This window comes from Aequorivita marisscotiae, from assembly GCF_029814825.1.
Lineage (GTDB): Bacteria > Bacteroidota > Bacteroidia > Flavobacteriales > Flavobacteriaceae > Aequorivita > Aequorivita marisscotiae.
In genome coordinates this window covers 2,075,988-2,102,213 of record NZ_CP122379.1, presented here as the reverse complement: position 1 = coordinate 2,102,213, position 26,226 = coordinate 2,075,988, and the positions used below count along the sequence as shown (strand labels likewise).

Sequence of the window (26,226 nt, the reverse complement as noted above, 5' to 3'; positions counted from 1 at the left end):
AAATAAGGGATTAAGAAATAGTATGCTAAAATTCCATTTTATAATTAAATAACAGAAGCTATATTTGTACTTTTACTTAAATATATACTATGCAGTCCCCAATTTATATACTTCTTAGTTGCCTTATACTCCTTTCCTGTAGCTCTACTGACGACCCAATTACGCAGGAAGAAAACGAAGATCCAATAGCCGAACGGCAGTATCTTACTGCTTTTACTTCGGTGGGTGAAACTACCACGGACACGTTAGTGTATGCCAACAACACCCTTATTCTTAGAAAAGAGTACGTTGGAGATTTTCTAGATTATAATCATCATTTCATTTATAACAATTCAGGTGAGTTAATTAAAATTAGCAAAATACACTCTACTTCTACCTTCCCTTCGAGGGAAACTACCTATACGTATTATTCCGATGGAAACTTAAAGACTCGTCATTTCGTGGGTTATAATTCAGATTACACTCAAACTTTCACTTACCGGAACAACGCGATTTATATAGACGAAGGTACAACTAACGCCATTAGAATGAATTTAAATGCAGCTGGATATATTGTATCTGCAGATAGGTTTTATGACGATGTACAGGATTTTATAAATTTTATAAACTTTGAATATGATGCAAATGGCAATGTAACCGTTGCGTCGCAACGTTTCAGTAGAAACGATCCTTACCGTACATTCAATTATACTTTTGACGATAAATTGAACCCATTATTTGTTTTTGACTACAAACTTCCAAATGGGTTAACAATTAAACAACTTGAAGCTGTAGATTCGCATCCTAATTTTGGGGGTTATTCGCCCGGAGATGACGATAACCTGATTGTCTATTTCAATAAAAACAATATTAGTTCGGTTGAATCAGCAGACGGTATTGGAACGTTTAATTTTGAATACAATATTGAAAACTATCCCACAAAAATAGTTTTACCCCATAGTAACGGAGATGCGTATCTTACGCTTATGTACCAATAATAAAAGCCTTATAACCATGCAAGAATTACAAAAAACCATAGAAAAAGCTTGGGACGATCGTTCCCTTTTGTCTGAAACCGAAACAATTGTAGCCATACGTGAAGTAGTTAATTACTGCGACCAAGGCAAATTGCGCTGCGCCGAGCCTTCGGAAGACGGGTGGCTGGTAAACGAATGGGTTAAAAAGGCAATTGTGCTCTACTTCCCTATTCAAATGATGAAAACAATGGAGGTTGGTATTTTTGAATATCACGATAAAATTCCTTTAAAATCCGGGTACGAGGCGAAAGGAATTCGCGTAGTGCCACATGCGGTTGCACGACACGGGGCCTATATTTCGAGCGGAGTGATTTTAATGCCGAGTTATGTAAATATTGGCGCTTATGTAGATGAAGGCACAATGGTAGATACTTGGGCCACGGTGGGCAGTTGTGCCCAGATTGGTAAAAATGTACACCTCAGCGGTGGTGTGGGCATAGGAGGGGTTTTAGAACCTTTGCAAGCCGCACCAGTTATTATTGAGGATGGTGCATTTATTGGTTCGCGCTGTATTGTGGTGGAAGGCGTTCGCGTTGGAAAGGAAGCTGTGTTAGGCGCCAATGTGGTGCTTACGGCTTCAACAAAAATAATAGACGTTACGGGAGAAACCCCGGTTGAGTTAAAAGGAGCCGTGCCGCCGCGTTCTGTGGTTATTCCAGGCAGCTATACCAAAAAGTTTCCCGCTGGGGAATACCAAGTGCCCTGCGCCTTAATTATCGGGCAGCGAAAGGAAAGCACCAACCTTAAAACCTCGTTAAACGATGCGCTGCGCGAATACAGTGTTGCGGTGTAACATTAGGAATGGCCATATGTTTTATACAGGTGAAAACCGATGTTTTTTATAAAACTATAAAAAGTTCGCTCGTGTGAGTGTCTTGTTGTGCTAATTTGGTGTTTTAAGGCTATCGCAACTACCAGCTGCCGCCACCACCCCCACCAAAGCCACCTCCCGAAGATCCACCACCTCCGGAACTACTGCTGGAAGGCGAGCTTACCATGGTAGATTTTGCGGCTGAAATAGAAGAAGTAAACGAATTAGAGAAATTATTCATAGTAAAAGCACCCGTTGACGAGGTGTACCAACTTGGCGGTTGAACGTTGAGTGCCTCAAACTTCTTTGCCCATTGTTCAAACAAACCAAAGGCAAGAGCGTAGCCCATGGTAGTTTCAAAATAGGAAGGACTATCGTGAAGCAGCATTTTTAGTTTGTTTTCTTCGGCTATTTTTATAAAGTTTCTAAACCCTTTTAATTCGGAGAGTATTTGGTTGCCTTTGGCGTTTTTCTTCACTAAATGTACGCTCATAAACAATAAGAAAACAACAACAGGAATTACTGCCAGAGCTTCAAGGAGGCCCCATGAGAACAGAAATATCATAAATAGCACTACCCCACTTAGTAAGACTCCAATGATGGTTCGTGTTTGAATTTTTTTGGCTTTGGGATCGTAATATTTTTGAGCCTTTTGTTTTAGCATGGTTTTGGCGCTAGCCATTTTAGTGTAAAAAGTATCCTTAAGACTGCTGATTAGTACTTCTTCCTTTCCGTGATTGGAAGCACTTCCAAAAAGGCCACTAAAAATTTTTACTTCATAATCCGGAGCGCCATCGGGTAAGGGTCTAAGTCGGGTAAGTTTGGTATCGTCCTTCGCGAACCAGCCCTTTTTGGGAATCTGCTCCATAGTTATAAGTCCGCGTGAGCCCCAATATGGGATTAATGAAATTAGGTCTTGCGTATCTTCACTATCGTCAATTAAAAATCCGGCCATAGACGGATCAATGCCATTTGGTGGAAAATAACTGGTGGTTGCCACTACCCTATCGTCTTTCCCGTATTTATTCCAAATTGCGTAAAACACTAGCAGTAATACGCCCAAAATGAGGGTCCACCCGTAATGCGTCCAAAAAGGCCACATGGGTTTTATTTCCGTTACCGAATTTAACGGTAGGTTTACCAGAACCGTAACACTCTGACCGCTGTAGGATTTAAACTCTGGAATGCTTTTAGCGGTAAACACGCCATCATTATAGGCTACATTAAAATTTGAACTTTCCACCGTTTCACCTGTAAACCCAGAATATACAAATATATCATCTAACCCTAATTCCACGTTTTGGGGAAGGTGAATGGAGAAGTCTATTTTATCGAAAGCGGCGCTCCAGTCCGAAGCTTTAATGTTCCAATAAAACCGTATATATTCCTTTTCGAAAAGGAAAGCGTTGTAAACCCGGTATTTTATTTCGTAATGTTGCGGTCCGATAACCGTTACATCCTTATCGCCAATTTTTATTTGAAGATTGTCACTAAGCTTTTGTACAAAATCGAAATCGGCTTCAAACTTATGGTTTGGCACCTTTATGTTCCTAATTTTAATACGGCGTTCTTCCTGGGTTCCATTTTCTGTTAGCAGCTCATAATTGGTTTGAATATTTCGGTAAATGCCGTGTTTGTAAACCGAAAAAGTTAAATCGTATTTTTCAACTACATCAAAATAACCTTCTTCGTGAATGTAGATATCTACTTGGCAATGATTTACCGTAAATCCCTGTGCGATGGATTTTAAACAAAGCAGTAGTGCAAAGAGCAACAGCAACAGGGTTTTACGATAATAACAATTATGCTTTTTACTTATAGTCACCTTTTCAGTTATTAAAATAGTGCAATAGTTTCAAGTTTTGTTCACTGGGTTTGCCCCAAAAACTGGTATGAGGTAGATACGGCCTTAGTTAAAACTCACTTTTACGTTTTCACGGGTAGCCTCGTCAACTTCAAAATAATCGAAGTGTTGATAGTTTAGCATACCGGCAAACAGTACTCCGGGGAAACTTTCGCCATAGGTATTGTTTTCGCGAACCGTGCCATTGTAGTATCTGCGGCTGCGTTCAAGGTTTTCCTCTATTTCGTTGAGTTTCTGCTGTAGGTCTATAAACCCTGCATTTGCCTTTAGGTCCGGATATGCTTCGCTTAAAGCAAAAATACTTCGCAAGGTTTGCTGCAATTGGTTTTCGGCTTTTATCTTTGCATTTATTTCATCGGAAGGCACTGCCATTGCTGCATTTCTGGCTTGTATTACGTTTTCTAAAGTTGACTTTTCGTGTGCGGCGTAGCCTTTTACGGTTTCAACAAGGTTTGGAATTAAATCGTATCGACGTTTTAGGGCCACGTCTATATTGCTCCAGGCGTCTTTTACCATATTTTTGTTTTTCACAAAACGGTTGTAAACAATTACGAGCAAAAGGCCCGCAACAACTATTACGCCTATTAAAAGTAGAATGGTACTCATAGTATTTGGTTGTTAGTTTAAAATGAAAAACTAAGATACTATAATTCTTTTAAAATGTGGAAAACATCCATCCAAAAATAGCGGTATAATATATTGTAATTGAATTATTTAAACGAAGGCCATAAATAGTAAGAAATAGTGGAATGCGCTAAACATTGCAATCCATAGCTGGCATATATATTATGGAATTTACCGAATTAGTCGCTATTTTATTTGTCCATCAATAGAAAAATATAATAGTTTTGACAGAAATGGAATTGTTCAATTTTAAAATGGATATCAATCGCAATTTGCTACCCAAGGACGGAACGGTAAATTACTACGGCAGGGTTTTTACTGAAGCAGCGGCAAACCGTTATTTCGACTTATTGTTACACACAATTGTTTGGAAAAATGACGAAGTAATTATTTTCGGAAAAAAGATTATTACCAAACGAAAGGCAGCTTGGTATGGCGAACGCGAATTTGAATACACGTATTCCAAAGTAACCAAGACAGCCCATTTGTGGACTCCTGAATTGCTTCAACTAAAAAAACACATTGAATCCGTTTGCGGTGAAACATTTAACAGTTGTTTACTAAACCTTTACCACACTGGCGAAGAGGGCATGACGTGGCACAGTGATGCTGAAAAGGATCTTAAAAAGAACGGCGCTATTGCCTCAGTAAGTTTTGGGGCGGAGCGGAAATTTGCTTTTAAACACAAAGAGACGAAGGAAACAATTTCAATAAATTTAGAACACGGTAGCCTTTTAATAATGGCTGGCACCACCCAAAAGCACTGGCTACACCGTTTACCGCCAACTAAAAAAGTGGATTTTCCGAGGGTTAATTTGACATTTAGAACGATAGTGGGGTAAAGATTAAATTGTTACTCTTTAGTGATTTTGAATTTGGGGTTTGGGCTAACTTTTTAAGCTTTTGAAGTGCATTTATTGCGCTTTTGCTTGGGGCATTGTTATTTATAATTCACCATAGAATTAAGAAAAAAAAGGGCTATCGGGATTGTACACAACGATTCTTAACTTGCGAAATTTCTGTACAGTTACAACAAAATTGGCTTCCTAATTACTAAACCAATCTCCATTATTCCCCCCTTGCACAATCAAAAAATTCTAAAAAAGTAAACCATCACCTGTACTTATTCTGTAATATGTAAGGATATATCTTTACTTATTTATATTTTTGTAATTATATTAGTTTACATTATAGAAAATTTGCAAACCTAATTCATTACAAATTATGAGAAATAAGAGGAAACTTTTAATTGAACAATTAGACCAAAAACTTCAGCCTTTTCAAAAAACAGAAATGGTTTTGGTTCCTGCTAAAGGATGGATAAATACAATTCGGACTGCCCTTAATATGACTATGGCGCAACTTGGCGCCAAGCTTAAAATTACCAGACAAGGTGTTAGGAATATTGAAGAGAGCGAGGCAAAAGGTTCTATTTCAATTAAGTCATTAAAAGAAGTGGGCGAAGCATTAGATTTAAAATTAGTTTATGGATTTGTCCCTAAAGATGGAACCATTGATAATCTTATTAGTTTAAAAGCTGAGAAACTGGCTGAGAAAATAGTGCTAAGAACCAATCAAAATATGAAATTAGAAAACCAAGGAATAGGAGATAAAAATATTAATGAAACCATTAAAGAACTGGCGAATGAAATAAAACGCGAGATGAAAAAATCATTATGGGATTAGAATTGCAAGACCAGGATAGTCAAACGCCTTTAGATGAAGAAGAAAAGGAAGGCCTTAAGATTAAGTCTATAACCACGCAAAAAGAATTGGATCAATTTGAACAGCTAAACATTGAAAAGGCTGTTGAATGGACTATACACGCCAATTTAAAACCAGAAAAAATACTAACTGAAAAATTTATAAAAGACTTTCATAAAAGAATGTATGGCGATGTTTGGAAATGGGCAGGAGAATTTAGAAAGACCGACAAAAATATTGGAATACATTGGAGTCAAATTGGTGTAGAATTAAAAAAGCTCATTGACGACACCAAATACTGGATAAAAAATAAAACGTATTCGCCAGAAGAAATAGCAATTAGGTTTAAGCATAGAATTGTCTCAATTTATTGCTTTCCAAATGGAAATGGTAGGCACTCAAGAATGATGGCCGATATAATTATTGAATCTATTTTCAAAAAAGATATTTTCAGTTGGCATAATTCAAATATGACAAGTGTAGATGACACGAGAAAAAAATATATTACTGCATTACAAGCGGCAGACGACGGAAACATCAAACCATTAATTAAATTTAGCAAAACCTAAAACCAGCACTGGCTAAAAATAATTGTGAGCACACGCTTGCTTACAAATATCTAAACACCCATCCTTGCCAATTATCCACAAACTCGCAGAAAAGTTTAATTTGTAATTGTTAAGTTAGCTGCACAATAGCTCATCCCTACAAAACAACAATTCGGAGATTTAAAGTTTTAAAAGCATATCTGTTTGCTGAATTTTGAAGCGTTAACCGCAACTAACAAGTAATGAAACAACTCACCAAAATTTAATGAAAACTGCAGAAGTAAATAAGATAGCATTAATTATATTTCATGTAATTGCGCTTATGCTTTTGTTTACTTGGGTTTTTTTGCTTCTTGATAAAACCTTCACTCAAGGCAGTAACGCAAAAATTATAAAAGGCACTTTTGAATTTAAACTATCCATTATAACCATTTTTATTGCCGCTACAAGTTGGTTTATACTTGTAAAAAAATGGATTCAGGAGAGAGGGTTAGCATATTATCTAAAATCAATTCTTTTCACCAAGACAATACTAATTATTGGCTTGATTTTACTTTTGTTGATTTAGATTATATCACTATAATTCTTAAACTCAGGGTAAATTACTTAAACACTTCCCCCATTTTTACTGATACTGGCGTACAGTCTGTATGGTTTTAGCCTTGTGAATTCTTTTGAGCGGAAAGAGACGGGTACTTGAACTTACAATTATTAGAATAAAACACCTTTTAACTATTAAACATAATTAGATTGTTGTAAATAACTAGAATATTTTCTACTTAATAAATACTATAAACATACTATAAAATTACTATAAAAATACTATAAAGTTACTATAAACATACTATAATCTTACTGTATCAATACAATATTTTTACTATAAACTTGACTTTTAGATATTTACGTAGTATATTTACCTTATTTAAACTTTATATTATGGCAAAGCAGGTAGGAATTATTAAGTTAAAAGGAACCATTGGAGATCTTAATTTTTACAAAACCAAAAATGCAGGACCCTTAGCGCGAAAAGCGGGAGGCGGTTTTAGTAAAGATCAGAAGAAGAAGCCGGTGCGAACTATGGAAAACGCTTCGGAATTCGGGAGGTGTAGCAAGACGAAGAAAGCATTTAAAATGGCACTTGCGCCTTTTTTATGCGTGAGAAAAGACGGGGATCTTCACGGCCGGATGGTACAATTGTTTACCAGAATAAAGGATCAAGATAGAATCAACAGCAGAGGAATGAGAGGCGTTGGCCCTGGCGTGGAAACCCCCAGGGGCAGACAATTGTTAAAGGATTTTGAATTTACGCCCTCGTGTAACGTTATGGAGACTTTGGCGGCTTCAGGCAATTTTGACTTTACAACACGTAGCTTGAACATCAGTAATTTTGATATGAGGAATGTACAATTTCCGACAGGCGCCACACATTTGGCGCTTACTTTGGGGCTTTTGCATTTTGATTTTAACAGCCTTGAAAATCAATTAAAGAGCAGTGCGCCGCTGTATTTGGATAAAAGCTACAGTGCCAATTCCATTGAAATGCAAGTTAACTTACCCGATGTGGCCGGTACTGCGATAGCCGTTCTTGGGTTAAAATTTTATCAGGAGGTGCAGGGAACGTATTATTTATTTAGGAGTGCGAACTCGGTAGGGGTTGAGAATTTGGGGGTTGAATATTAGGGAATCGGGATTCGTTAATTGGTTAAATACACAAATTTTATTTTCCTTCGCTACGCTCGAAAAGGATTCACTAATAATTGTTTGGGCTTAAACTTTGTATTTAGTGTGTGCGCTCTATCCACTTGCACTTTGAAAGCATATAGCCTATCTTAGCAATAATGAAAATAAATGTAATCCCTAAACAGCCTCATCCCCTAGTTTCCTATTTTAGGGTTGGGAGGCTTTTGTATGGTGCTCTACTGCTTTTTATATTGGAATCCTGGATATACGGAATACAATTAAGCAAGGCTGTCTCGTCGTTATCGACAATTAAAATAATTTTCTGGGCCAGTTTTTTTCTCTTTTCATTCGTACATATCTATTTGGTAATTATGGACGGATGGTCTCGATACCAAAATTATAAACGTGCGAAGGACCAATTTTTTGAACACGGCTTTCATCCTAAAATCGCAATGTTATATATGGGGTCTAAATGTCAGCGAATGGCCGCTGAAACTGCTGCCGAAGAATTGGGGATCAAGCAGCAGGTGCAAGATTTATACAAAGAATGTGGTGTAAAATGGTTTCATTACATCCCCTATTTTATGATACAAGAGCCATTTTTCCTCTTTAAGAAAAAATTTTGGTCGCGTACATTTTTAGAAAATCACTACAAACCAAAATACAATTACCACCTTCTCGCCGAAACACAGTCTGTATGATTTCAGGACGAAATATATCTAAAAGCTACGGAAAACTGCAAGCGCTCCAAAACGTTAGTATAGCTTGTAATAGCGGAGAGATCTGCGGATTGGTAGGTGCCAATGGGGCGGGAAAATCTACCTTGTTTAAAATTTTATTGGGGTTGGTTTCTGCAGATAGTGGCACAATAACCCTTCAAGGTGAAGGAGCAAAAAAAATAGGCGGTATTATTGAAAAACCCTCTTTATATCCGTATTTAAGCGCGCGCGAAAATTTAAGGGTTTTTGCAAAAATGCAAAATGCTGCGGCAGATAATAAAGCTATTGACGAAGCTTTATTACAAGTGGGTTTATCGCTTGACAGAGAAGACCCAAGCCGAAACTATTCCATGGGAATGAAACAGCGTTTGGGGATTGCTGTTGCCTTGCTCAATAAACCTTCGTGTTTACTATTGGACGAACCTTTTTCGGGTCTCGACCCCGTAGGGATTCAGGCGTTAAAAAAACTGATTGTTAGCTTGGCAAAAGATTACGGAATGGCAATTCTTATTTCCTCGCACATTGTTGAAGTATTAAGTACACTCTGCTCAAAATTATTCGTTATACACAATGGTGAAATATTACAACAGGGCCCAACGCAAGCTATATTGAGCAAATGTGTAAAGAGTTATACACTTTGCGGAAATGACCTTCAAAAAGTTTCATTTTTAAAAAAATATAGTGCGGCTCCCCACGCCAACTGTATCACTATTCCCGCCTCGGCAACTGAAATTTCCGGGATCATTTTCAAATTGTCCGAACAGGGGATTGCAATTACATCCTGTACACCACGGTTAGACGTTGCGCAACTTTTTAAGGCTACAGCTGTATGAGACAATTGGTGTATTTAGAAATTTACAAATTGTGCAAACAAAGTCGCACCTACTACGCAATTTTGGCGCTGCTCTTTATAGAAACGGTGGTGTTGGTAAGCGGTTACTATCAGGGGGCGGAGATTTTAGATATTGTCTTGGCGAATTTAAAAGACACCTTTTATTTTGAAGGAAATTTACTCAACGGCAACTTAATTATTTATTTTATTCTTAACTCCTTTTGGTTTCACGTGCCGCTGTTATGTATGATTATAGTTTCGGGATTATTCACTACCGAATACGAAGATAAAACCCTGCAAACAGTACTTATGCAGCCCGTTGTAAAGTGGAAATACCTGTTGGCAAAATATATAACCGCCATCCTCTTTACAGTAGTTTTAGTGCTTTTTCTTGCGGCTACTTCATTTGTATTTTCGTATGCTATATTCGGCACGGGCGATTTAGTGGTTTATAGCGATGGTCTCACATTTTTTGAACAGGACGAAGCTTTTTTACGGTTGTGTTATGCGTTTTTGATTGGGACGCTATCCTTGGTTTTCTTTTCGGTGGTGAGTTTAACTTTGGCAGTGCTGTTTAAAGAGAGCTTTAAAACCTTGATTGTAGCTGCCTTGTTTTTGATTATTTCTACGCTCTTGCTGAAGATAGACCTGCCAAACGATTTCTTAAACCAAATAGCATATTTTAAACTGAACAATACCTGGCAGAATTTTTTCACGTTTACAATTGACTGGCAAGTAATACTAGTTAATACATCACTGTTGCTGGTATATACTTTAGTTACGGTGGGAATAGGGCTTTTTGTATTTCAAAAAAATGATACCGCATGAAAAAACTATTGGTTATAATAGCAATCACTACAGGTCTAGCAGTTACAGCGCAGACCGCCGAAGAAGATGTTTTAAAGGTAAAGGCCAGACTAGACGGTATTGAAAGTTTTTCGGCAACTATAAAATTGCACGCAGATATATCCTTTATCCAAATGCCCGATAAAGTAGCTGCGGCAATATTTACAAAAGGCAAACCTATTGTTGTTACTTCCGAAGATTTTACACTTATTCCCAAACGCGGTTTAGACCTTTCGTTTCGCGAATTGTTTGAACATCCTTTTATTGTTGTTGATAGAGGTGAAGTTTCTAATAAAACCGATCTACGTGCTGTTTCCATCCTGCCTACTAGCGACAAAGCAGATTTTAGCGTTGCTACCCTGCATTTAGACACGAAAAACACACGAATAGATTGGGCAGAGATCAATACCAAAAAAGACGGTACCTATGCCTTACAACTGGTATATCCCGATAGCAAAGCTATTTTGCCTACCAATCTTACCATTTCCTTTGAAATTGAAAAAATACGCATTCCGCTTAATTTTGCTGGGAAGGACGTAAAAGTAGATCGTAAAAAGATGCGGGAAGAAGACCAAAAGAAGGGACGGATTATTTTGGATTTGGAGTATAGTAGTATAGGGAAAGAATAAGAAATACCCCTGTAAATAAGCGATGGCGCGCTTACTATCTTTATAACCCAAGTGATATATTACATTTTGTAATAAAAACGCTCTAATTTTTACGCAGCGGCTGGTTGAATTGAAAAAAACAGTATTAAAAATGTATCCTTTTTGCCGTTTTTGAGTCTACTATACAAACATTAAAAACCAATATTATGAATACTTGTAAATGTACCAATTGCGATTGCACCAAATGCAATTGCACAGACTGCTCAGCAAATACGTGTCCTTGTGATAGATGCGAATGCAATAAATGCAGTTGTTGTTAAATTCCCAAAGGTTAGTGTAAAAGCTAACCTTTGTTTTTATTTTTGAATATGGAAACAGAAAAAATTTGGCGGGAATTTCACGAGGAACTATATTTTTTTATTTTAAAAAAAGTGAAAAATGAAACCAGCACCAGCGATATTTTTCAGAATACCTTTTTAAAAGTTCACAAAAATCTAAAGCAGATACAGGAGGAGGAAAAAGTAAAAGCGTGGGTGTTCCAAATTGCGCGGAATGAAATTGCAAATTATTTTAAAAATGAATCTAAATACGTAGCGCCCGTTAAAGAAAGGGAAACTATATTTTTGGATAAAAAAGACGATTACTGCTGTTTTGATAGATTTATAAACGATCTGCCCACAATCTACAAAGAGAGCGTTGAATTGGTTTACATTAAAGGAAAAAAGCAGGACGAAGCCGCAAAAATTTTAGCTATCAGCTTGGCAAATTTAAAGGCGCGCATCCGGCGGTCAAAAGACATTTTAAAAGAAAAATTTAGTCAATGCTGTAAATATGAGTTCGATAAGAATGGCGATTTAGTTGGAGAGGCAGATTGTTCTAATTGTAAATAATCTACGCAACAAATAGCAACTTCATTCGTATCTTTGAAATAAAAATCCTGCCATGCGAATCCTTCCAATAATCGGTTTCCTAATAATTTTTGGTTCCTGCAAAGAGGAAACAAAAGAACTCACCGCCCAACAAATAGTTGATAAAACCATTGATAATGCGGGGGGAGATAAATACAAATCTGCAGCAATACAGTTTAGCTTTCGCGATATTAAATACAGCAGTCGTAGAAACAACGGCGATTTTGAGTTTACGCGCACCATCGTAGATTCTTTGGGCGAAACTCGCGATGTGCTCACCAACAATAGTTTTGAGCGGTATGCGAACGGTACCAAGCTCTCCTTGGCAGATTCTACCGTTAATAAATATTCCAATTCGGTTAATTCGGTACATTATTTTGTGCAATTGCCGTATGGTTTAAACGATCCTGCGGTAAACAAAAAATTGGTTGGGGAATCAAAAATTAACGGGAAAGACTACTACGAAATTCAAGTTACGTTTTCAGAAAATGGAGGCGGAACCGATCACGAAGATGTGTATATGTATTGGATTGCCAAAGAAGATTTTACGGTAGATTATTTGGCATATAAATTTTATACGGGCAAAGGTGGCATTCGCTTTAGAAAGGCAGTTAATCCAAGAATAATTAATGGGCTGCGTTTTGTAGATTACGAAAATTACAAGATTGAACCGTGGAAGTCGGTAGAAATGCAAACCCTTGGTGAGCTGTTTGAAGCCAATGAGCTCACCTTTCTTTCAGAAATTAATACTGAAGATATTTCGGTGAAGCCTATAAAGCCAAAGAAGGATTAATAAAAAGTAGCTCGCAAAAGGCTATTGTTGAAGTTTGATAAATAGTGTAAGTATATGGATGGAAAAATAAAAATAGATATCGTTTCAGATGTAGTATGTCCGTGGTGCATTATAGGTTACAAACGCTTGGAGAAGGCTATTTCTGAAATGGGCATTGAAGATTTGGTTGAAATTGAATGGCAACCCTTTGAGCTAAATCCAAACATGCCAGATGAAGGCCAAAATGTACACGAACATATTGCCGAAAAATACGGTTCTAGTTTAGAACAGCAAAAAGAGTCGCAGCAATTTATGGCGAAGGCCGGTGCCGAACTGGGGTTTACCTTTAATTATTATGAGGAAATGCGAATGGGAAACACCTTTGATGCGCACGTTTTATTGGGCTATGCCAAAGATTTTGGCAAGCAAACAGAATTAAATTTACGACTTATAACAGCCTTTTTTAGTGAACAAAAAGACGTGTCTGATAGAGCCATTTTAAAACAAGCATTGCTAGATGTAGGTTTAAATGCCGATGAGGCACTCTCAAAATTAGCTGATGAAAATGCACGGAAAGAGGTAAAAAGCAAGGAGAACTATTGGCGCGATTTAGGCGTAAACTCTGTACCTACTTTCGTTTTTAATAGAACAAGTGCCGTTACAGGAGCGCAAGCCGTAGCTGTATTTAAGCAAGTTTTAACTGAATTGGTTGAGGCTCGAACAATTTAACCACGGAAAATACTAAGGTGGCGCAAAGTACACGAAATTTTCTTTGTGATTTTTATGAAAATCTTTTTGTCCTTTTTTATTTACACGACAACTTTCAGAAATTGTTAGAAATTCCCCGCGTTTACGAAGAAGACAGCATTCGCTAAAAACAACTTTCCATTTTGCCAAAAGGAACGAAAAGAAACATCGTCAACCATATAAATTACACTACCCCTGCCTTTTTTGGCTTCGGCAAAAACAATGGAATTGCTTAATTTATTTTTAGCATTTTCTCCAGAAAAGCCCGACACACTTTCGGGTTCGTTAATATAGCCAACATTATAACCATCGTTTAAAAATTTATAGGAATCGCTGCCAAGCTTCAGCGTATAATAAGTATCTCCGTAGCCAAATGCCAAAGGGTGTGTATTATCCAACCCTATTTTGTAAATACTCCCAGTAATAAAATTTTTTGTGCTTTCCATTTCACGTTGAGCATAAGGAGTCATATTTCCCAAACTATCACTTTCTTTTTTGCTTTCTTCAGTTTCGTTCTTTTTTAGTTCAAAACCATCCTTGTTTTCAAATACTTTTAATGCACTGCCAATAGCCACTACCTTTCCTCCATCGGCAATCCAAGTTTCTATATTCTTAAAAACATCATCGTTTAAAATAGAATTATAATTTCCGTTAGGCAACACCAAAACATCATAATCGCTCCATTGTATTTTACCAATATCGCCAGTGTTTATAGCTGTAATAGGGTATTTTAATTGCGTTTCAAAAAAGTGCCAAAGCGCACCATAACTAAGCGAGGAGGTACCTTCGCCCTGTAAGATTGCAATCTTTTTATTTTTAATTAAATGTACATATTGCGAGCCAAAATCGGTTAATCTATCTGCAAAACTCGTGGGTGAAGCATATAATTGTCGTCCCATTTTGTTGGCAATTTCAGTAATAGTTTTATCAAAATTTGCGTTGTTTTTATTGTCGCTTCGCGTAATAATTAAACTTCCGCGGCCAAAATTATTCCCGCCAAAACTGAGTTCATTTTCTGAAAAACGCACCTTAATATTTTGCTGTAACAATGCGGAAAGAAATTCGGCATCTTGTAAGCTATTCCACTTTGCAATATATCCAGCTGCTGTTGGGGAAGCAACATTTACAGCTGCAATGGCGGGAGCCTCAGTATTTGCTGGAAGTAAGCTAGTTGTGGCAACTGCATCTAACCCATACGCATAAGGCAGACTCCAAGCAGTAATATCGTAAGTGAGGGGAGTTGAAAGGGCCGCATTGGGCTCAAAAAGCACCTGTACCATTTTTCCTTTTGGTTGGTTTGTACTTACTACCAACGCCCCGGCAGCATCTATAGTCCCCTTTTTATTGTCGGTATAATTGAAGCCAGTGACCTTACCGCCCGTGGCGTAACCGTATTTTATTTGGTGGCGATCCAGCATATGCGTCAATGCCTTTAGGTTATCGGGATTGCCTTTAAGCACAAAGCTTTTATATTTTAAATTTTCATTTTTAAAGAATTTTCCAAACTCGGCGTTTAGCGAAGCCGCTTGTTGTGAAGCAACCTCAATGGTAGAAAGTCCTGTAGTGGTGTGGTGTGCCACGCGATCAATGAGGGTGAGTTCAATGGCTTCGTCATTGATAATCCCCAGGCCTGCCATACCGTGGCCCGCTTGTTCGTACGTCATTCCAATGGCACCCATAAAAAGTGGATAGGTATCGCCATAACTTGGGTAAAGCAAATCGAAACTTTCGCGGGTAAAGAACAACCAGCCGTTGTCGTCGAAATATTTAGCGTTGTTTTTTCCTATTTTAGTTTGAAATTCACGTTGGAAAGGTGTAATTATACTGTGATAAGGTTCTGCACCCGGTGCAAAATAGTATGGATTATTAATAAATTGCTCGTGAAAATCTACGTGAATATGCGGCATCCATTGGTTGTAAATTTTTAACCGTTGTTGGGTTTCTACTTGGCTTGCCCACATCCAATCGCGGTTTAAATCGAATAAATAATGATTTGGGCGTCCGCCGGGCCAGGGCTCATTGTGCTCTACGGCGTCGCGCGACGAATTATACGGACTGGCCTTAACTTGGTTGTACCAATTTACATATCTATCGCGACCGTCGGGATTTACGTTGGGATCCATAATAATCACCGTATTTTCTAGCCAAGCTCCGTGTTCGGTAATTAGCTTATAAGCGGTATTCATGGCGGCTTCGCTACTACTGGCTTCGTTGCCGTGTACGTTATAACTAAGCCAAACAATGGCCTTTTCGGGTGTAGCCGAGCCGATTATAATCCCAATTTTCTTTAAATTGTCGGTGCGTATTTGTTCAAGGTTATTTAGGTTTTCTTTTGAAGAAATTACCGCATACGTAAGCCTTCGGCGTTCATTTGTTTTGCCGTAGTCTGAATATTGCACCATTTCACTATTAGCCGCAAGGTGTTCAAAATACGAAACCACGTTTGCGTGGCGAGAAAACTGGGTACCAATTTCATATCCTAAAAATTCGGATGGAGATTTAAGTTGACCAAAAAATACAATGGGAAAAAGGAAAACGAAAATGCTGAAAATACGCGTCATTATAAACAGTTTAAAGAAAGGGTTAAAACTACTAAAGTTTTACCATATTCAGGATTCAGGATTCTGAATTAAAATGTATTTTTGTTTTAATCGTTTTATACTTTCTATGCGAACCCATTCCCTTCCCTATAAAAAAACAGGTTATTTCACAAAATTAATCTGCGATTATCTGGATGAAAACCCAACTATTTCACCTTTTTACAACAGGTTTCCAAAGCTGGAAAACTTTCGAGCCCAATTTGAGGAAAAAAGGAGTCAGTTATCCCTAGACCAGCGACGTGCATTGGCCAAACGCATCATGTTTCAGTACGGCTATAACAATCTTTCACAAAGCACTTTAAGCAATATAGATTTGCTGTACGAACCCGATACATTTACTGTAACCACGGGGCATCAGCTCAATCTATTTACTGGGCCGTTGTATTTTTTGTATAAAATTTTTTCAACAATAAATTTGGCCGAACAGTTAAATAAGGAATATCCAAAGCATTATTTTGTACCTATATATTGGATGGCCACGGAAGATCACGATTTCGACGAGATAAACTATTTTAATCTATTTGGAAGCAAGGTAGAATGGAATCGCGATGCCTCGGGGGCTGTAGGCGAACTTTCAACCGAAGGTTTAAACGAAGTAAAGGCAATTCTCAAAAAGAAATTAGGGCCCGGAAAAAACGCCGAAAAATTGGTCGCATATTTTGCGCAGGCATATAAAGAAAACTCTAATCTTGCCGATGCCACACGCCATCTTGCCAATTTAATGTTTTGGGAATACGGGTTGGTAATAATAGATGGCAACGATCCGGAACTTAAAAAAGAATTTATTCCCTATGCCGAAAAGGAACTAACCGAAAACCTCAGCTTTAAATTAATTTCTGAAACCACTAAAAAATTAACCGCCTTAGGTTTTCCGGAACAGGTACATCCGCGCGAAATAAATTTGTTTTATATAAAAGAAAATCTCCGAGAGCGTATTATAGAAAAAGAGGGACGGTTTTATGTAAATGAAACAGACATCTCCTTTTCCAAAGAAGAAATTTTAACGGAACTCCACGATAATCCAGAGCGCTTTTCACCAAATGCATTGCTGCGCCCTTTATACCAAGAGGTTATTTTGCCAAATCTCTGTTACATTGGCGGCGGGGGCGAGCTGGCGTATTGGTTTCAGTTAAAAGATTATTTTCAGAAAGTGGAAGTTCCTTTCCCTATGCTGTTGCTTCGTAATTCGGCATTGTTAATTCCGAAGCATATTTCTGAAAAATTAAAAAAACTGAATACCGAAATTGAGGAATTATTCCTGAAACAGCACGAGCTCATTACGCGGCACACGCATAAAGTTTCGGCAATAGACCTAGATTTTTCTAAACAAAAAGAATTTTTACAGCAGCAATTTAAAGATTTGTACACCTTGGCCGAAAAGACCGATGTTTCCTTTTTGGGAGCAGTGGGCGCGCAAGAAAAAAAGCAGTTAAACGGGCTAGACAATCTGGAAAAACGTTTGATAAAAGCCCAAAAACGGAAATTCTCTGAAGAATTAGACCGATTAAAAAACCTTCAAAACCAACTTTTTCCGAAGCAGGGGTTACAGGAACGGCACCTTAATTTCTCGGAGTTTTACTTGGAATACGAAGAAGAATTGCTGGCATTATTGAAAGAAAATTTGGATCCGCTGGATTTCAATTTTACGGTTTTGGAACTGTAATAACAACCCAAACAGGGTAATAAGAACTATAGGTCTATTTAGCTCAATAAATTTTATTCCTTAACTTTGAAAAAAGCTCGAACAATGGATATTAAAACTTCAAAAATAGAACTGGTAAAAATGATTCTCAATATTGAGAACGATACATTTATTCAAAGATTAACTGATTTTATAAATAATGAAAAGGCAGATTTCTGGAATGAACTGAATGCAGAGGAACAAGCAGAGATAAAAAGAGGGATTGAGCAGTTAAACCAAGGCAATAGAAAGTCTTATAAAGAAGTTTTAGACAAAATTTCGTGATGGATGTCTACTTTTCTGATATTGCCGAAACTAAATTAGAAGAGCTAACAACTTATTTATTATCGAAATGGAGTTATAAAGTAAAAAAAGATTTTTTATTAAAACTCAATAAAAAGATAGAACAGATTGCATTACAGCCAGAAAGTTGTCCATTTTCAAAAGAATCTGGTGGTGTATATAAGTGTGTTGTTACTAAACAAAATACATTTTATTACCGAATACGCTTTGAATTAAATGAAATTGAAATTATCACTTTCTTCGACACTCGACAGGATCCAAGGAAATTAAGAAAGCAATTGAAGTAAGAACTTTCATCAACTATTTTTTCAATATATTCAATAATGTCCATTTAATGATAGAACAATAATTCTATTTTCCTTCACTTCATACACTATTCTATTTTGCGGCTCGAACAACCAAACCTAACAGGTCTTTAAGACCTGTTAGGTTTAATCGATATTAAATATATTTCTCTAAATCTTCTTGAGCCACGGTTGAATAATTACTTTCTTTATACTGTTTTCGACTCTTTTTAATTTTTTCAACAAAATCAGGGTTGTATGGACTATCTTCGTCTCCAGTTTCAAAAGCAACTTTTAGTTCTTTCAAATATTCTGTAATTTTTTTCATTTTATCGCTTACAGCATGGACGATGATTGTCTTCATAATTACTATTGTTTTATGAATAAATATACAAAATTAAGGCAAAACCAAATAGGTTTTAAACAACCTGTTTGGTTTAATCGGCAGTATTATTTCAAATTTATTCGTGTATTATTGACAGAAAACACCGCTGTTGAAAAGCCATTAAAAAATTCCGCACAACCCATTTACAAACTTATATATTTAAAGTATTTTTGCCTATGCAAAACAACGTCCTCATTTTAGATTTTGGTTCGCAGTACACCCAATTAATCGCAAGACGCGTGCGGGAGCTGAACATTTACTGCGAAATACACCCTTACCATCATATTCCGGAAAGCCTTGACCCTTTTAAGGCGGTAATACTTTCCGGCAGTCCGTTTTCCGTTCGTGCGGAGGATGCACCACACCCCGATCTTTCAAAAATTCGCGGCCACAAGCCTCTTTTGGCAGTTTGTTACGGAGCGCAATATTTGGCTCATTTTAGCGGCGGTAGCGTGGAGCCTTCAAACATTCGCGAATACGGGAGAGCAAAGCTTTCCATGATAAAATCTGGGGAAGCTTTCTTTCAAGGCATTCCAGAAAACACTAATGTGTGGATGAGCCATAGCGATACCATCGCCAAACTTCCCGAAAACGGAGTGCGTTTGGCGAGTACGGTAGATGTGCTAAATGCCGCATATAGAATTGAAGGAGAAGAAACCTATGCCATTCAATTTCATCCAGAGGTTTACCACACTACCCACGGGAAGCACTTGCTTGAAAATTTCTTGGTAAACATTGCCGAAGTACCACAAACTTGGACTCCTGCAGCTTTTGTAGAAACTACGGTTGCCACCTTAAAAGAGCAAATTGGCGATGGCAAAGTAGTACTTGGTTTAAGTGGGGGTGTAGATTCTACGGTAGCAGCGATTCTTTTGAACAAAGCTATCGGCGGAAACTTGTACTGTATTTTTGTAAACAACGGTTTGCTTCGTAAAAATGAATTTGAAAGCGTGCTTCACCAATATAAAGACATGGGGTTAAATGTAAAAGGCGTTGATGCCTCCGAGCGTTTTTTGGAAGCATTGCGAAACGAAAGCGACCCCGAACGAAAGCGAAAAGCCATTGGCAATGCCTTTATTGAAGTCTTTGACGACGAAGCACATCAATTAACGGGAGTAGATTGGCTTGGTCAAGGCACCATCTATCCCGATGTTATTGAAAGTGTTTCGGTAAACGGGCCATCGGTTACAATTAAAAGCCACCACAATGTTGGGGGACTCCCCGATTTTATGAAGTTGAAGGTGGTAGAACCTTTGCGAATGCTTTTTAAAGATGAAGTTCGCCGGGTTGGAAAGGAAATGGGAATTGATGCAGAACTTTTGGGAAGACATCCCTTTCCAGGGCCTGGATTGGCCATTAGAATTTTAGGCGATATTACGGCCGAAAAAGTTCGTATATTACAAGAGGTTGATGCAATTTTTATCAACGGGCTCAAAAAATGGGAACTCTACGACAAGGTATGGCAAGCCGGAGCTATTTTATTACCTATAAATAGTGTAGGTGTTATGGGCGACGAACGTACATATGAAAAAGTAGTGGCGCTGCGTGCCGTGCAATCTACCGATGGCATGACCGCAGACTGGGTAGATTTGCCCTATGAATTTTTGCAGGAAGTGAGCAACCATATAATAAATCGGGTTAAAGGCGTTAATAGAGTAGTCTACGATATTAGCTCCAAACCGCCTGCAACCATTGAGTGGGAATAACTAAAATTAGAGACTATGTTTGGCAAATTTAAAAAATTGATTATCCCTATGTTAAAGTGTTTAATATACGTTTCAGTAACCTTATTATTTATGGTTAGTTGTGGTTCCGCTGCTCAACAACAATACAAAAGTCATGCGGTCCAAAAAGGCGAAACGGTTTATAGCATTGCCAAAGCATATAATATTTCGGAAGAGACCATTTATAATCTCAACCCAGATTCCAGAAGTGAACTCAAGGTAAATAGCGTGTTAATAATTCCGTCGAACAGTGTAATTAGCTCCGGAACAAACAAAAATAATTATCGCGACCACAAGGTAAAAAGAAAAGAAACGCTTTACGGTATTGCACAGATGTACAACGTAAGTGTGGACGATATTAAAAAGCTGAATAAGGAATTGTATTCCCGTGGATTAAAAAAGGGCGAAAGGCTGCTAATTCCGGCGGCGACTAAAACTACAGGAAAAGATACAGACTTAGCACCAGGAACTAAGCATTATACTGTAAAAGCAAAGGAAACCAAGTTTGGCATTGCCAGAAAATTTGGAATTAGCATTGCCGAACTCGAGGATTTAAATCCAGATTTAGGAAAAGGATTAAACGTTGGCGCAACACTTGTTGTACCCGAAAAAATTGTACTTGAAAATGCCGAAATAGACGAAGAAAACTTTCAGTATTACGAAGTAAACCCAAAAGAAGGATTTTATAGACTGAAGGTGAAATTTGGACTTTCGGAGGAAGAAATTATCGCTTCAAACCCATATGCAAAAGATGGATTAAAAGAAGGTATGATCCTAAAACTTCCCAAGGAAAATACAGATATTACCAAAGATGATGTTTCAGAAATAAATCTAGAAAACAGAATCAAGAATAAGAAAATGAAAACGGTTGCCTTAATGTTACCGTTTCGATTAATGGGCAATCCGAGCGATTCCACCAGTAATAATACCGATTTATTAAAAAGAGATCCCACACTTCGCGTAGCCTTAGATTTTTATAGCGGAGCCTTAATGGCAGCTGAATTTGCCAAAGACAACGGCATTTCAGTAACGATGGACGTATATGATACCGAAAAAAGCGAAAGCAAAGTTGCTGCTATTGTTTCCAGCGGTAAATTTAAAAATGCGGATGCGGTAATTGGTCCGCTACTTCAAAAAAATGTAGAACGAGCTTCCGATCTATTAAAAGACGAAAAGATTCCAGTTTTTTCACCTTTAAGCAATCGGGAAATGGCCATGAACGACAATCTTTTCCAGACCCTACCAACAGATGCCATTCTTCAAAAAACGATGATTCGGTATATAAAGCAGCACAGTGCAGGGAAAAATATTATTATAATTTCCGATGCAAAACACGCGCAGCAACGAGATATGATTATAGCGGCCTTACCATCGGCTAAAACCGTAACCCCTCGCGGAGGTGGTTATGTGCAAATGAGCGATATTACTGCTGCCGCTACGGAGGGCAGCGAAAACTGGGTTATTCTCGAATCAAAAAATCCGGTTTTAATTAGTAGTGCGGTAAATGCTGCTGCAGCAATGCCTGCCAACTATAAAACGCGATTGTTTACTTTAGATAAAAACGATGCTTTTGAATGGCACGAGGTATCGAGCAGGCGCTTGGCAAAGCTAAATTTCACATTTCCATCGGTGAATAAGAATATTTCAGAAGTGGATAAAAATCCATTTATGATCAGTTATAAAAACAAGTATGGGGTTTTACCCAATAGGTACGCCATTCGAGGTTTTGATGTAACATACGACGTGTTGCTGCGCTTGGCATCAGATAACAATATTTACGACGCTGTTTATCCTGAAAGCGAAACAACATACATTGAAAACAAGTTTAGATACGAACCTTCGGAAAGTCGTGGCTATCACAATGAAGCTGCCTATATTTTAAAATACAACGACGAACTTAAATTTGACATAGTAGAATGAGCACTTCCAAAGTAACCTATTTGGGCAACCTGCGAACTGAAAACGAACATTTAAAATCGGGCAATAAATTTATTACCGATGCTCCCACCGATAATAATGGCAAGGGAGAAGCATTTTCCCCAACAGACACTGTGGCTACGGGCCTTGCAAATTGTATGATTACGGTTATGGGCATTAAAGCGCGCGATATAAACGTAAATATGGATGGCACCACAGCGATGGTAACAAAAACCATGGCCGCCAATCCGCGCCGTATTTCAAAAGTGGAAGTGATTTTGGATTTTCCCAAGGGAATAGATGAAAAATCGAGAAAAATACTTGAAAACACAGGTAGAACCTGCCCTGTACTCTACAGCCTGCATCCGGATATTGAGAAGGTAATTAAATTTAATTGGTAGGCTTCGTACACTTCTTATTTTGAAGAGGCCAACTAGGTATTGTTTTTGATATATCGTGATTATGAAACTATTTTTGGCTTTTGTATTTTCTATGTTGCTTTTTCCGCAGCACAAGCCCGAAAAAATATTTTGGAGGGAACATCAAAAACTAACTTGGGAAGATTTTCGCGGCAAGCCTATTGCAAGCGCTAGTTTTGTTGCCAGCACCAATACTGGGATAAGTTTTGAATATAGCTATACCATTAAAAACAATGCTGTAAATGTAACCTATACCATAGCTAGTTTTTTTACCCCGGAAAGTTCTTGGTTTATTCCTGAAAAGGTTAACAAGTACATTTTACAACACGAGCAAGCGCATTTTGATATTTCAGAATTGCACGCACGTATGCTTCGAAAAAACTTGGAGGGAAAAAAATTTTCAAAAAAAATTAAGTCAGAAATCGAATCTATTTACAGGCAAGTAGAACAAAAAAGACGCGCCATGCAAACCAAGTTCGATGCTGAGACGGACCATTCCAGAAATGCAGATAAAGAAGCATTTTGGCAAAAGTACATCGCACAACAACTCGCTGCTTATGAATCCTGGAAATAGCCCAGACCCAAACCACTTGGTAGAACTTGCCAATTACAAAATGCCTTTTGGAAAATACGAAGGTTATTACTTGGCGAATATTCCCGAATACTATTTTGTGTGGTTTAAACAGAAAGGCTTTCCCGAAGGCAAGTTGGGACGGATGATGGCTGAAATGTACGAGCTTAAATTAAATGGCTTGGAGGGATTACTTCAAAAGTTAATTAAAAAATGAAGAAGCTATTCAGCTATCTTTGGCCAAGTACGCGTCGTTTTTCTTCAGAAATAAATGGCATTTTGGAGGTTACCTATATTAATGGTAAAAAAGTTTTAGATACAAAAAACGCAAATTACTCGTATGGCTCGCTCCAAAAAATCTTAGAAATAGGCCTGACAAAAGTAGATTTAGATAAGGTTGACAGTTTACTGTTGCTGGGGATGGGTGGCGGTAGTATTATAAAATCGCTGCGCGAAACATTTGACTATAAAAATAATATTGTTGCCGTTGAAATAGACCCACAAATAATACATATAGCCAAGGCGGAATTTGCAGTTTCGGCGTCTGAAAAGCTACAAATTGTGGAGGAAGATGCTTTTCAATTTGTAAAAAACTCTAAGGACCAATTTCAATTAATCATCATCGATTTATTTATTGACACGGAGGTCCCTCCTATTTTTTTCGGAAAGGAATTTTGTATAAATGTATCTAAATTACTGCAAACTGAGGGTTATTTAATATTTAATGCGGGTATCAATCTCGCTAAAACCTCAAAAACAATTGAAACGGTTAGCACTAATTTTGGCAGTGATTTTCAATTTCAGCATTATAAAAAAGTACAAGGAACAAACACCTTATTGGTGGCTCAAAAAGGCAGTTTATAGTAAAAAAAAACTACTTCGAGAAACTGTTAACAATTAACTAGTATCGTTTCCTCCTTTCCACAATAAAAATGTAACTTTGCATCCCGTATAGACATTTCAGCACAGGCACTCATGAATACTACAAAATACATCTTCGTTACGGGCGGGGTTTCATCATCTTTAGGGAAAGGAATTATTGCGGCATCGCTGGCGAAGCTACTTCAGGCCAGAGGATATCGTGTTACCCTGCAAAAATTAGATCCTTATATAAATGTAGATCCAGGGACCTTAAACCCGTATGAACACGGCGAGTGCTATGTAACTGATGACGGAGCCGAAACCGATTTAGATTTAGGGCATTACGAGCGTTTTTTGAATGTAAATACATCGCAAGCCAATAACGTAACTACGGGGCGAATTTACCAGAGCGTAATCCAAAAGGAACGCCGAGGCGAATTTTTAGGAAAGACCGTTCAGGTAATTCCACATATTACAAACGAAATAAAGGAACGCGTACAATTACTAGGAAATACTGGAGAGTACGATATTATTATCACCGAAATTGGCGGTACAGTGGGCGATATTGAGTCGTTGCCCTATATAGAAGCGGTACGCCAAATGAAGTGGGAAATGGGCGATGACAATGCCTTGGTAATTCATTTAACCCTTGTGCCCTATCTTTCTGCTGCTGGCGAGTTAAAAACAAAACCCACACAGCATTCGGTAAAAACCTTGATGGAAAGCGGAATTCGCGCAGATATTTTAGTTTGCCGAACGGAGCACGAACTTTCTTCTGATTTAAGAAGAAAATTGGCGTTATTCTGTAATGTAAAAGAGGAAGCCGTTATACAATCTATAGATGCTTCAACCATTTACGATGTGCCAAATATGATGCTCGATGAAGGGTTGGATACCGTTACACTTCAGAAATTAAATTTAAAGAATTCAAAAAAACCAGATTTAAAGCAGTGGAATAAATTTCTACAGAGACATAAAAATCCAAAGGGGGAAGTACATATTGGGTTAATTGGCAAATATGTAGAATTGCAAGACAGTTATAAATCTATTTTAGAATCGTTTATTCATGCAGGAGCGGAAAACGAAGTAAAGGTAAAGTTAGAATTTATTCATTCGGAACATATAAATGCTAAAACTATCGGGAAAAAACTATCTAAACTCGATGGAATTTTAGTGGCTCCCGGCTTTGGTGAACGAGGAATTGAAGGCAAAGTTGCTGCGGTGCGTTACGCGCGTGAAAACAATTTACCCTTTTTGGGCATTTGTTTGGGAATGCAAATGGCGGTAATTGAGTTTGCACGAAATGTCTTAAAACTTAAAGATGCAAACAGCACCGAAATGGACACACAAACCAAAGATCCTGTAATTAGTATTATGGAGGATCAGAAAAATATAACAGACATGGGAGGCACCATGCGTTTGGGTGCTTGGAAATGCGATCTAAAAAAAGGAAGTATTGCCAGAAACGTTTATAAGGCCAATACCATTGAAGAGCGGCATCGCCACAGATATGAATTTAACGATAAATATCGCGAGCAATTGGAGGCGGCGGGGCTTGTGGCCACGGGAGTAAATCCGGATACCGGTTTGGTTGAAATTATTGAAATACCCAGTCATCCGTGGTTTGTAGGTGTACAATATCACCCAGAATACAAAAGTACGGTTGCCAATCCACATCCACTTTTTGTGGCCTTTGTAAAAGCTGTACACGACCATTCCTTAAAGAAAAAATAAGACAATTTGGCGTAAAGCCAAAATAGGCGGGATTATTGTTTTGCCTTATAAAATTAACGATAATACAC

At 37.8% G+C, this 26,226-nt stretch carries 28 protein-coding genes; 24 read left to right on the top strand and 4 right to left on the bottom strand.

Features of this window, described 5'->3' with window-relative positions; all coding sequences use genetic code 11:
* Positions 1 to 89: 89 nt before the first annotated feature.
* A complete protein-coding gene (locus QCQ61_RS09405) occupies positions 90 to 977 on the top strand; it encodes a hypothetical protein (RefSeq protein WP_279447390.1) in 888 nt (295 codons plus the stop codon).
* Between the two features lie 16 nt (positions 978 to 993).
* On the top strand, positions 994 to 1,809 hold the full coding sequence (locus tag QCQ61_RS09400) for a 2,3,4,5-tetrahydropyridine-2,6-dicarboxylate N-succinyltransferase (RefSeq protein ID WP_279447389.1): 816 nt from the start codon (positions 994 to 996) through the stop codon (positions 1,807 to 1,809).
* Positions 1,810 to 1,927: 118 nt separating this feature from the next.
* Here QCQ61_RS09400 and QCQ61_RS09395 read toward each other — a convergent pair whose 3' ends face one another.
* On the bottom strand, positions 1,928 to 3,601 hold the full coding sequence (locus tag QCQ61_RS09395; RefSeq protein ID WP_279447388.1) for a DUF2207 domain-containing protein: 1,674 nt from the start codon (positions 3,599 to 3,601) through the stop codon (positions 1,928 to 1,930).
* Positions 3,602 to 3,736: 135 nt separating this feature from the next.
* The gene (locus QCQ61_RS09390) at positions 3,737 to 4,297 is read right to left on the bottom strand and encodes a LemA family protein (RefSeq protein ID WP_279447387.1); all 561 of its coding nucleotides are present in this window, start codon (positions 4,295 to 4,297) and stop codon (positions 3,737 to 3,739) included.
* 251 nt (positions 4,298 to 4,548) lie between these two features.
* On the opposite strand from QCQ61_RS09390, the gene QCQ61_RS09385 reads away from it, so the two are divergent.
* The 12 genes from QCQ61_RS09385 (at position 4,549) to QCQ61_RS09330 (ending at position 13,661) form a co-directional block, all read left to right on the top strand.
* On the top strand, positions 4,549 to 5,157 hold the full coding sequence (locus tag QCQ61_RS09385) for an alpha-ketoglutarate-dependent dioxygenase AlkB family protein (protein ID WP_279450250.1): 609 nt from the start codon (positions 4,549 to 4,551) through the stop codon (positions 5,155 to 5,157).
* 382 nt (positions 5,158 to 5,539) lie between these two features.
* The gene (locus QCQ61_RS09380; RefSeq protein WP_279447386.1) at positions 5,540 to 6,001 is read left to right on the top strand and encodes a mobile mystery protein A; all 462 of its coding nucleotides are present in this window, start codon (positions 5,540 to 5,542) and stop codon (positions 5,999 to 6,001) included.
* The gene (locus tag QCQ61_RS09375) at positions 5,992 to 6,588 is read left to right on the top strand and encodes a mobile mystery protein B (RefSeq protein ID WP_279447385.1); all 597 of its coding nucleotides are present in this window, start codon (positions 5,992 to 5,994) and stop codon (positions 6,586 to 6,588) included. Before QCQ61_RS09380 ends, QCQ61_RS09375 begins: the two co-directional genes overlap by 10 nt.
* Before the next feature lie 244 nt (positions 6,589 to 6,832).
* A complete protein-coding gene (locus tag QCQ61_RS09370; RefSeq protein ID WP_279447384.1) occupies positions 6,833 to 7,135 on the top strand; it encodes a hypothetical protein in 303 nt (100 codons plus the stop codon).
* A gap of 368 nt (positions 7,136 to 7,503) precedes the next feature.
* Entirely contained in the window at positions 7,504 to 8,247 is a 744-nt protein-coding gene (locus tag QCQ61_RS09365) for a hypothetical protein (protein WP_279447383.1), read from the top strand.
* 482 nt (positions 8,248 to 8,729) lie between these two features.
* Positions 8,730 to 8,948: a hypothetical protein gene (locus tag QCQ61_RS09360; protein ID WP_279447382.1), complete on the top strand. Its 219-nt coding sequence runs from the start codon at positions 8,730 to 8,732 to the stop codon at positions 8,946 to 8,948.
* The gene (locus QCQ61_RS09355; RefSeq protein WP_279447381.1) at positions 8,945 to 9,799 is read left to right on the top strand and encodes an ABC transporter ATP-binding protein; all 855 of its coding nucleotides are present in this window, start codon (positions 8,945 to 8,947) and stop codon (positions 9,797 to 9,799) included. The genes QCQ61_RS09360 and QCQ61_RS09355 overlap by 4 nt, the downstream gene beginning before the upstream one ends.
* Entirely contained in the window at positions 9,796 to 10,626 is an 831-nt protein-coding gene (locus QCQ61_RS09350) for an ABC transporter permease (RefSeq protein WP_279447379.1), read from the top strand. The genes QCQ61_RS09355 and QCQ61_RS09350 overlap by 4 nt, the downstream gene beginning before the upstream one ends.
* The gene (locus QCQ61_RS09345) at positions 10,623 to 11,273 is read left to right on the top strand and encodes a hypothetical protein (protein WP_279447378.1); all 651 of its coding nucleotides are present in this window, start codon (positions 10,623 to 10,625) and stop codon (positions 11,271 to 11,273) included. Before QCQ61_RS09350 ends, QCQ61_RS09345 begins: the two co-directional genes overlap by 4 nt.
* 347 nt (positions 11,274 to 11,620) lie before the next feature.
* On the top strand, positions 11,621 to 12,142 hold the full coding sequence (locus QCQ61_RS09340) for a sigma-70 family RNA polymerase sigma factor (RefSeq protein ID WP_279447377.1): 522 nt from the start codon (positions 11,621 to 11,623) through the stop codon (positions 12,140 to 12,142).
* 52 nt (positions 12,143 to 12,194) lie between these two features.
* Positions 12,195 to 12,953 (top strand): DUF6503 family protein, encoded by a 759-nt coding sequence (locus QCQ61_RS09335; RefSeq protein ID WP_279447376.1) that lies wholly within the window; start codon positions 12,195 to 12,197, stop codon positions 12,951 to 12,953.
* A 54-nt stretch (positions 12,954 to 13,007) separates the two neighbouring features.
* Positions 13,008 to 13,661: a DsbA family oxidoreductase gene (locus QCQ61_RS09330; protein WP_279447375.1), complete on the top strand. Its 654-nt coding sequence runs from the start codon at positions 13,008 to 13,010 to the stop codon at positions 13,659 to 13,661.
* A gap of 104 nt (positions 13,662 to 13,765) precedes the next feature.
* On the opposite strand, the gene QCQ61_RS09325 is transcribed toward QCQ61_RS09330, so the two are convergent.
* On the bottom strand, positions 13,766 to 16,240 hold the full coding sequence (locus tag QCQ61_RS09325; protein WP_279447374.1) for a M14 family metallopeptidase: 2,475 nt from the start codon (positions 16,238 to 16,240) through the stop codon (positions 13,766 to 13,768).
* A 106-nt stretch (positions 16,241 to 16,346) separates the two neighbouring features.
* Here QCQ61_RS09325 and bshC point away from each other — a divergent pair, with 106 nt between their 5' ends.
* From bshC to QCQ61_RS09310, 3 genes are all read left to right on the top strand, one after another.
* The gene (gene bshC / locus QCQ61_RS09320) at positions 16,347 to 17,942 is read left to right on the top strand and encodes a bacillithiol biosynthesis cysteine-adding enzyme BshC (RefSeq protein WP_279447373.1); all 1,596 of its coding nucleotides are present in this window, start codon (positions 16,347 to 16,349) and stop codon (positions 17,940 to 17,942) included.
* 84 nt (positions 17,943 to 18,026) lie between these two features.
* Complete coding sequence (locus tag QCQ61_RS09315; RefSeq protein WP_279447372.1) at positions 18,027 to 18,245, top strand: hypothetical protein; 219 nt, start codon at positions 18,027 to 18,029, stop codon at positions 18,243 to 18,245.
* Complete coding sequence (locus QCQ61_RS09310) at positions 18,245 to 18,550, top strand: type II toxin-antitoxin system RelE/ParE family toxin (RefSeq protein ID WP_279447371.1); 306 nt, start codon at positions 18,245 to 18,247, stop codon at positions 18,548 to 18,550. Before QCQ61_RS09315 ends, QCQ61_RS09310 begins: the two co-directional genes overlap by 1 nt.
* Positions 18,551 to 18,704: 154 nt before the next feature.
* Here QCQ61_RS09310 and QCQ61_RS09305 read toward each other — a convergent pair whose 3' ends face one another.
* The gene (locus tag QCQ61_RS09305) at positions 18,705 to 18,911 is read right to left on the bottom strand and encodes a DUF2683 family protein (protein ID WP_279447370.1); all 207 of its coding nucleotides are present in this window, start codon (positions 18,909 to 18,911) and stop codon (positions 18,705 to 18,707) included.
* A 197-nt stretch (positions 18,912 to 19,108) separates the two neighbouring features.
* Here QCQ61_RS09305 and guaA point away from each other — a divergent pair, with 197 nt between their 5' ends.
* From guaA to pyrG, 7 genes are all read left to right on the top strand, one after another.
* Positions 19,109 to 20,638, top strand: a complete 1,530-nt coding sequence (guaA, locus tag QCQ61_RS09300; protein WP_279447369.1) for a glutamine-hydrolyzing GMP synthase — start codon at positions 19,109 to 19,111, stop codon at positions 20,636 to 20,638.
* Positions 20,639 to 20,686: 48 nt separating this feature from the next.
* Positions 20,687 to 22,576, top strand: coding sequence for a LysM peptidoglycan-binding domain-containing protein (locus QCQ61_RS09295; RefSeq protein ID WP_279447368.1), 1,890 nt, complete (start codon positions 20,687 to 20,689; stop codon positions 22,574 to 22,576).
* Positions 22,573 to 22,974, top strand: a complete 402-nt coding sequence (locus QCQ61_RS09290) for an OsmC family protein (protein ID WP_279447367.1) — start codon at positions 22,573 to 22,575, stop codon at positions 22,972 to 22,974. Before QCQ61_RS09295 ends, QCQ61_RS09290 begins: the two co-directional genes overlap by 4 nt.
* A gap of 61 nt (positions 22,975 to 23,035) precedes the next feature.
* Entirely contained in the window at positions 23,036 to 23,566 is a 531-nt protein-coding gene (locus QCQ61_RS09285) for a DUF922 domain-containing protein (protein ID WP_279447366.1), read from the top strand.
* Positions 23,550 to 23,780 (top strand): DUF3820 family protein, encoded by a 231-nt coding sequence (locus QCQ61_RS09280; protein WP_279447365.1) that lies wholly within the window; start codon positions 23,550 to 23,552, stop codon positions 23,778 to 23,780. The genes QCQ61_RS09285 and QCQ61_RS09280 overlap by 17 nt, the downstream gene beginning before the upstream one ends.
* Positions 23,777 to 24,427 carry a spermidine synthase gene (locus QCQ61_RS09275; protein WP_279447364.1) on the top strand — a complete coding sequence of 217 codons (651 nt, stop codon included), beginning with the start codon at positions 23,777 to 23,779 and terminating at the stop codon, positions 24,425 to 24,427. The genes QCQ61_RS09280 and QCQ61_RS09275 overlap by 4 nt, the downstream gene beginning before the upstream one ends.
* 111 nt (positions 24,428 to 24,538) lie before the next feature.
* Positions 24,539 to 26,158 (top strand): CTP synthase, encoded by a 1,620-nt coding sequence (gene pyrG / locus QCQ61_RS09270; protein WP_279447363.1) that lies wholly within the window; start codon positions 24,539 to 24,541, stop codon positions 26,156 to 26,158.
* Positions 26,159 to 26,226: the final 68 nt, after the last annotated feature.

Excerpts from the sequence above, each read along its gene's own strand:
- QCQ61_RS09405 (WP_279447390.1), top strand. The coding sequence starts at position 90 with ATGCAGTCCCCAATTTATATACTTCTTAGTTGCCTTATACTCCTTTCC.
- QCQ61_RS09400 (WP_279447389.1), top strand. The coding sequence starts at position 994 with ATGCAAGAATTACAAAAAACCATAGAAAAAGCTTGGGACGATCGTTCC.
- QCQ61_RS09390 (WP_279447387.1), bottom strand. The coding sequence starts at position 4,297 with ATGAGTACCATTCTACTTTTAATAGGCGTAATAGTTGTTGCGGGCCTT.
- QCQ61_RS09385 (WP_279450250.1), top strand. The coding sequence starts at position 4,549 with ATGGAATTGTTCAATTTTAAAATGGATATCAATCGCAATTTGCTACCC.
- QCQ61_RS09380 (WP_279447386.1), top strand. The coding sequence starts at position 5,540 with ATGAGAAATAAGAGGAAACTTTTAATTGAACAATTAGACCAAAAACTT.
- QCQ61_RS09375 (WP_279447385.1), top strand. The coding sequence starts at position 5,992 with ATGGGATTAGAATTGCAAGACCAGGATAGTCAAACGCCTTTAGATGAA.
- QCQ61_RS09370 (WP_279447384.1), top strand. The coding sequence starts at position 6,833 with ATGAAAACTGCAGAAGTAAATAAGATAGCATTAATTATATTTCATGTA.
- QCQ61_RS09365 (WP_279447383.1), top strand. The coding sequence starts at position 7,504 with ATGGCAAAGCAGGTAGGAATTATTAAGTTAAAAGGAACCATTGGAGAT.
- QCQ61_RS09360 (WP_279447382.1), top strand. The coding sequence starts at position 8,730 with ATGGCCGCTGAAACTGCTGCCGAAGAATTGGGGATCAAGCAGCAGGTG.
- QCQ61_RS09355 (WP_279447381.1), top strand. The coding sequence starts at position 8,945 with ATGATTTCAGGACGAAATATATCTAAAAGCTACGGAAAACTGCAAGCG.
- QCQ61_RS09350 (WP_279447379.1), top strand. The coding sequence starts at position 9,796 with ATGAGACAATTGGTGTATTTAGAAATTTACAAATTGTGCAAACAAAGT.
- QCQ61_RS09345 (WP_279447378.1), top strand. The coding sequence starts at position 10,623 with ATGAAAAAACTATTGGTTATAATAGCAATCACTACAGGTCTAGCAGTT.
- QCQ61_RS09340 (WP_279447377.1), top strand. The coding sequence starts at position 11,621 with ATGGAAACAGAAAAAATTTGGCGGGAATTTCACGAGGAACTATATTTT.
- QCQ61_RS09335 (WP_279447376.1), top strand. The coding sequence starts at position 12,195 with ATGCGAATCCTTCCAATAATCGGTTTCCTAATAATTTTTGGTTCCTGC.
- QCQ61_RS09330 (WP_279447375.1), top strand. The coding sequence starts at position 13,008 with ATGGATGGAAAAATAAAAATAGATATCGTTTCAGATGTAGTATGTCCG.
- QCQ61_RS09325 (WP_279447374.1), bottom strand. The coding sequence starts at position 16,240 with ATGACGCGTATTTTCAGCATTTTCGTTTTCCTTTTTCCCATTGTATTT.
- bshC (WP_279447373.1), top strand. The coding sequence starts at position 16,347 with ATGCGAACCCATTCCCTTCCCTATAAAAAAACAGGTTATTTCACAAAA.
- QCQ61_RS09315 (WP_279447372.1), top strand. The coding sequence starts at position 18,027 with ATGGATATTAAAACTTCAAAAATAGAACTGGTAAAAATGATTCTCAAT.
- QCQ61_RS09310 (WP_279447371.1), top strand. The coding sequence starts at position 18,245 with ATGGATGTCTACTTTTCTGATATTGCCGAAACTAAATTAGAAGAGCTA.
- QCQ61_RS09305 (WP_279447370.1), bottom strand. The coding sequence starts at position 18,911 with ATGAAGACAATCATCGTCCATGCTGTAAGCGATAAAATGAAAAAAATT.
- guaA (WP_279447369.1), top strand. The coding sequence starts at position 19,109 with ATGCAAAACAACGTCCTCATTTTAGATTTTGGTTCGCAGTACACCCAA.
- QCQ61_RS09295 (WP_279447368.1), top strand. The coding sequence starts at position 20,687 with ATGTTAAAGTGTTTAATATACGTTTCAGTAACCTTATTATTTATGGTT.
- QCQ61_RS09290 (WP_279447367.1), top strand. The coding sequence starts at position 22,573 with ATGAGCACTTCCAAAGTAACCTATTTGGGCAACCTGCGAACTGAAAAC.
- QCQ61_RS09285 (WP_279447366.1), top strand. The coding sequence starts at position 23,036 with ATGAAACTATTTTTGGCTTTTGTATTTTCTATGTTGCTTTTTCCGCAG.
- QCQ61_RS09280 (WP_279447365.1), top strand. The coding sequence starts at position 23,550 with ATGAATCCTGGAAATAGCCCAGACCCAAACCACTTGGTAGAACTTGCC.
- QCQ61_RS09275 (WP_279447364.1), top strand. The coding sequence starts at position 23,777 with ATGAAGAAGCTATTCAGCTATCTTTGGCCAAGTACGCGTCGTTTTTCT.
- pyrG (WP_279447363.1), top strand. The coding sequence starts at position 24,539 with ATGAATACTACAAAATACATCTTCGTTACGGGCGGGGTTTCATCATCT.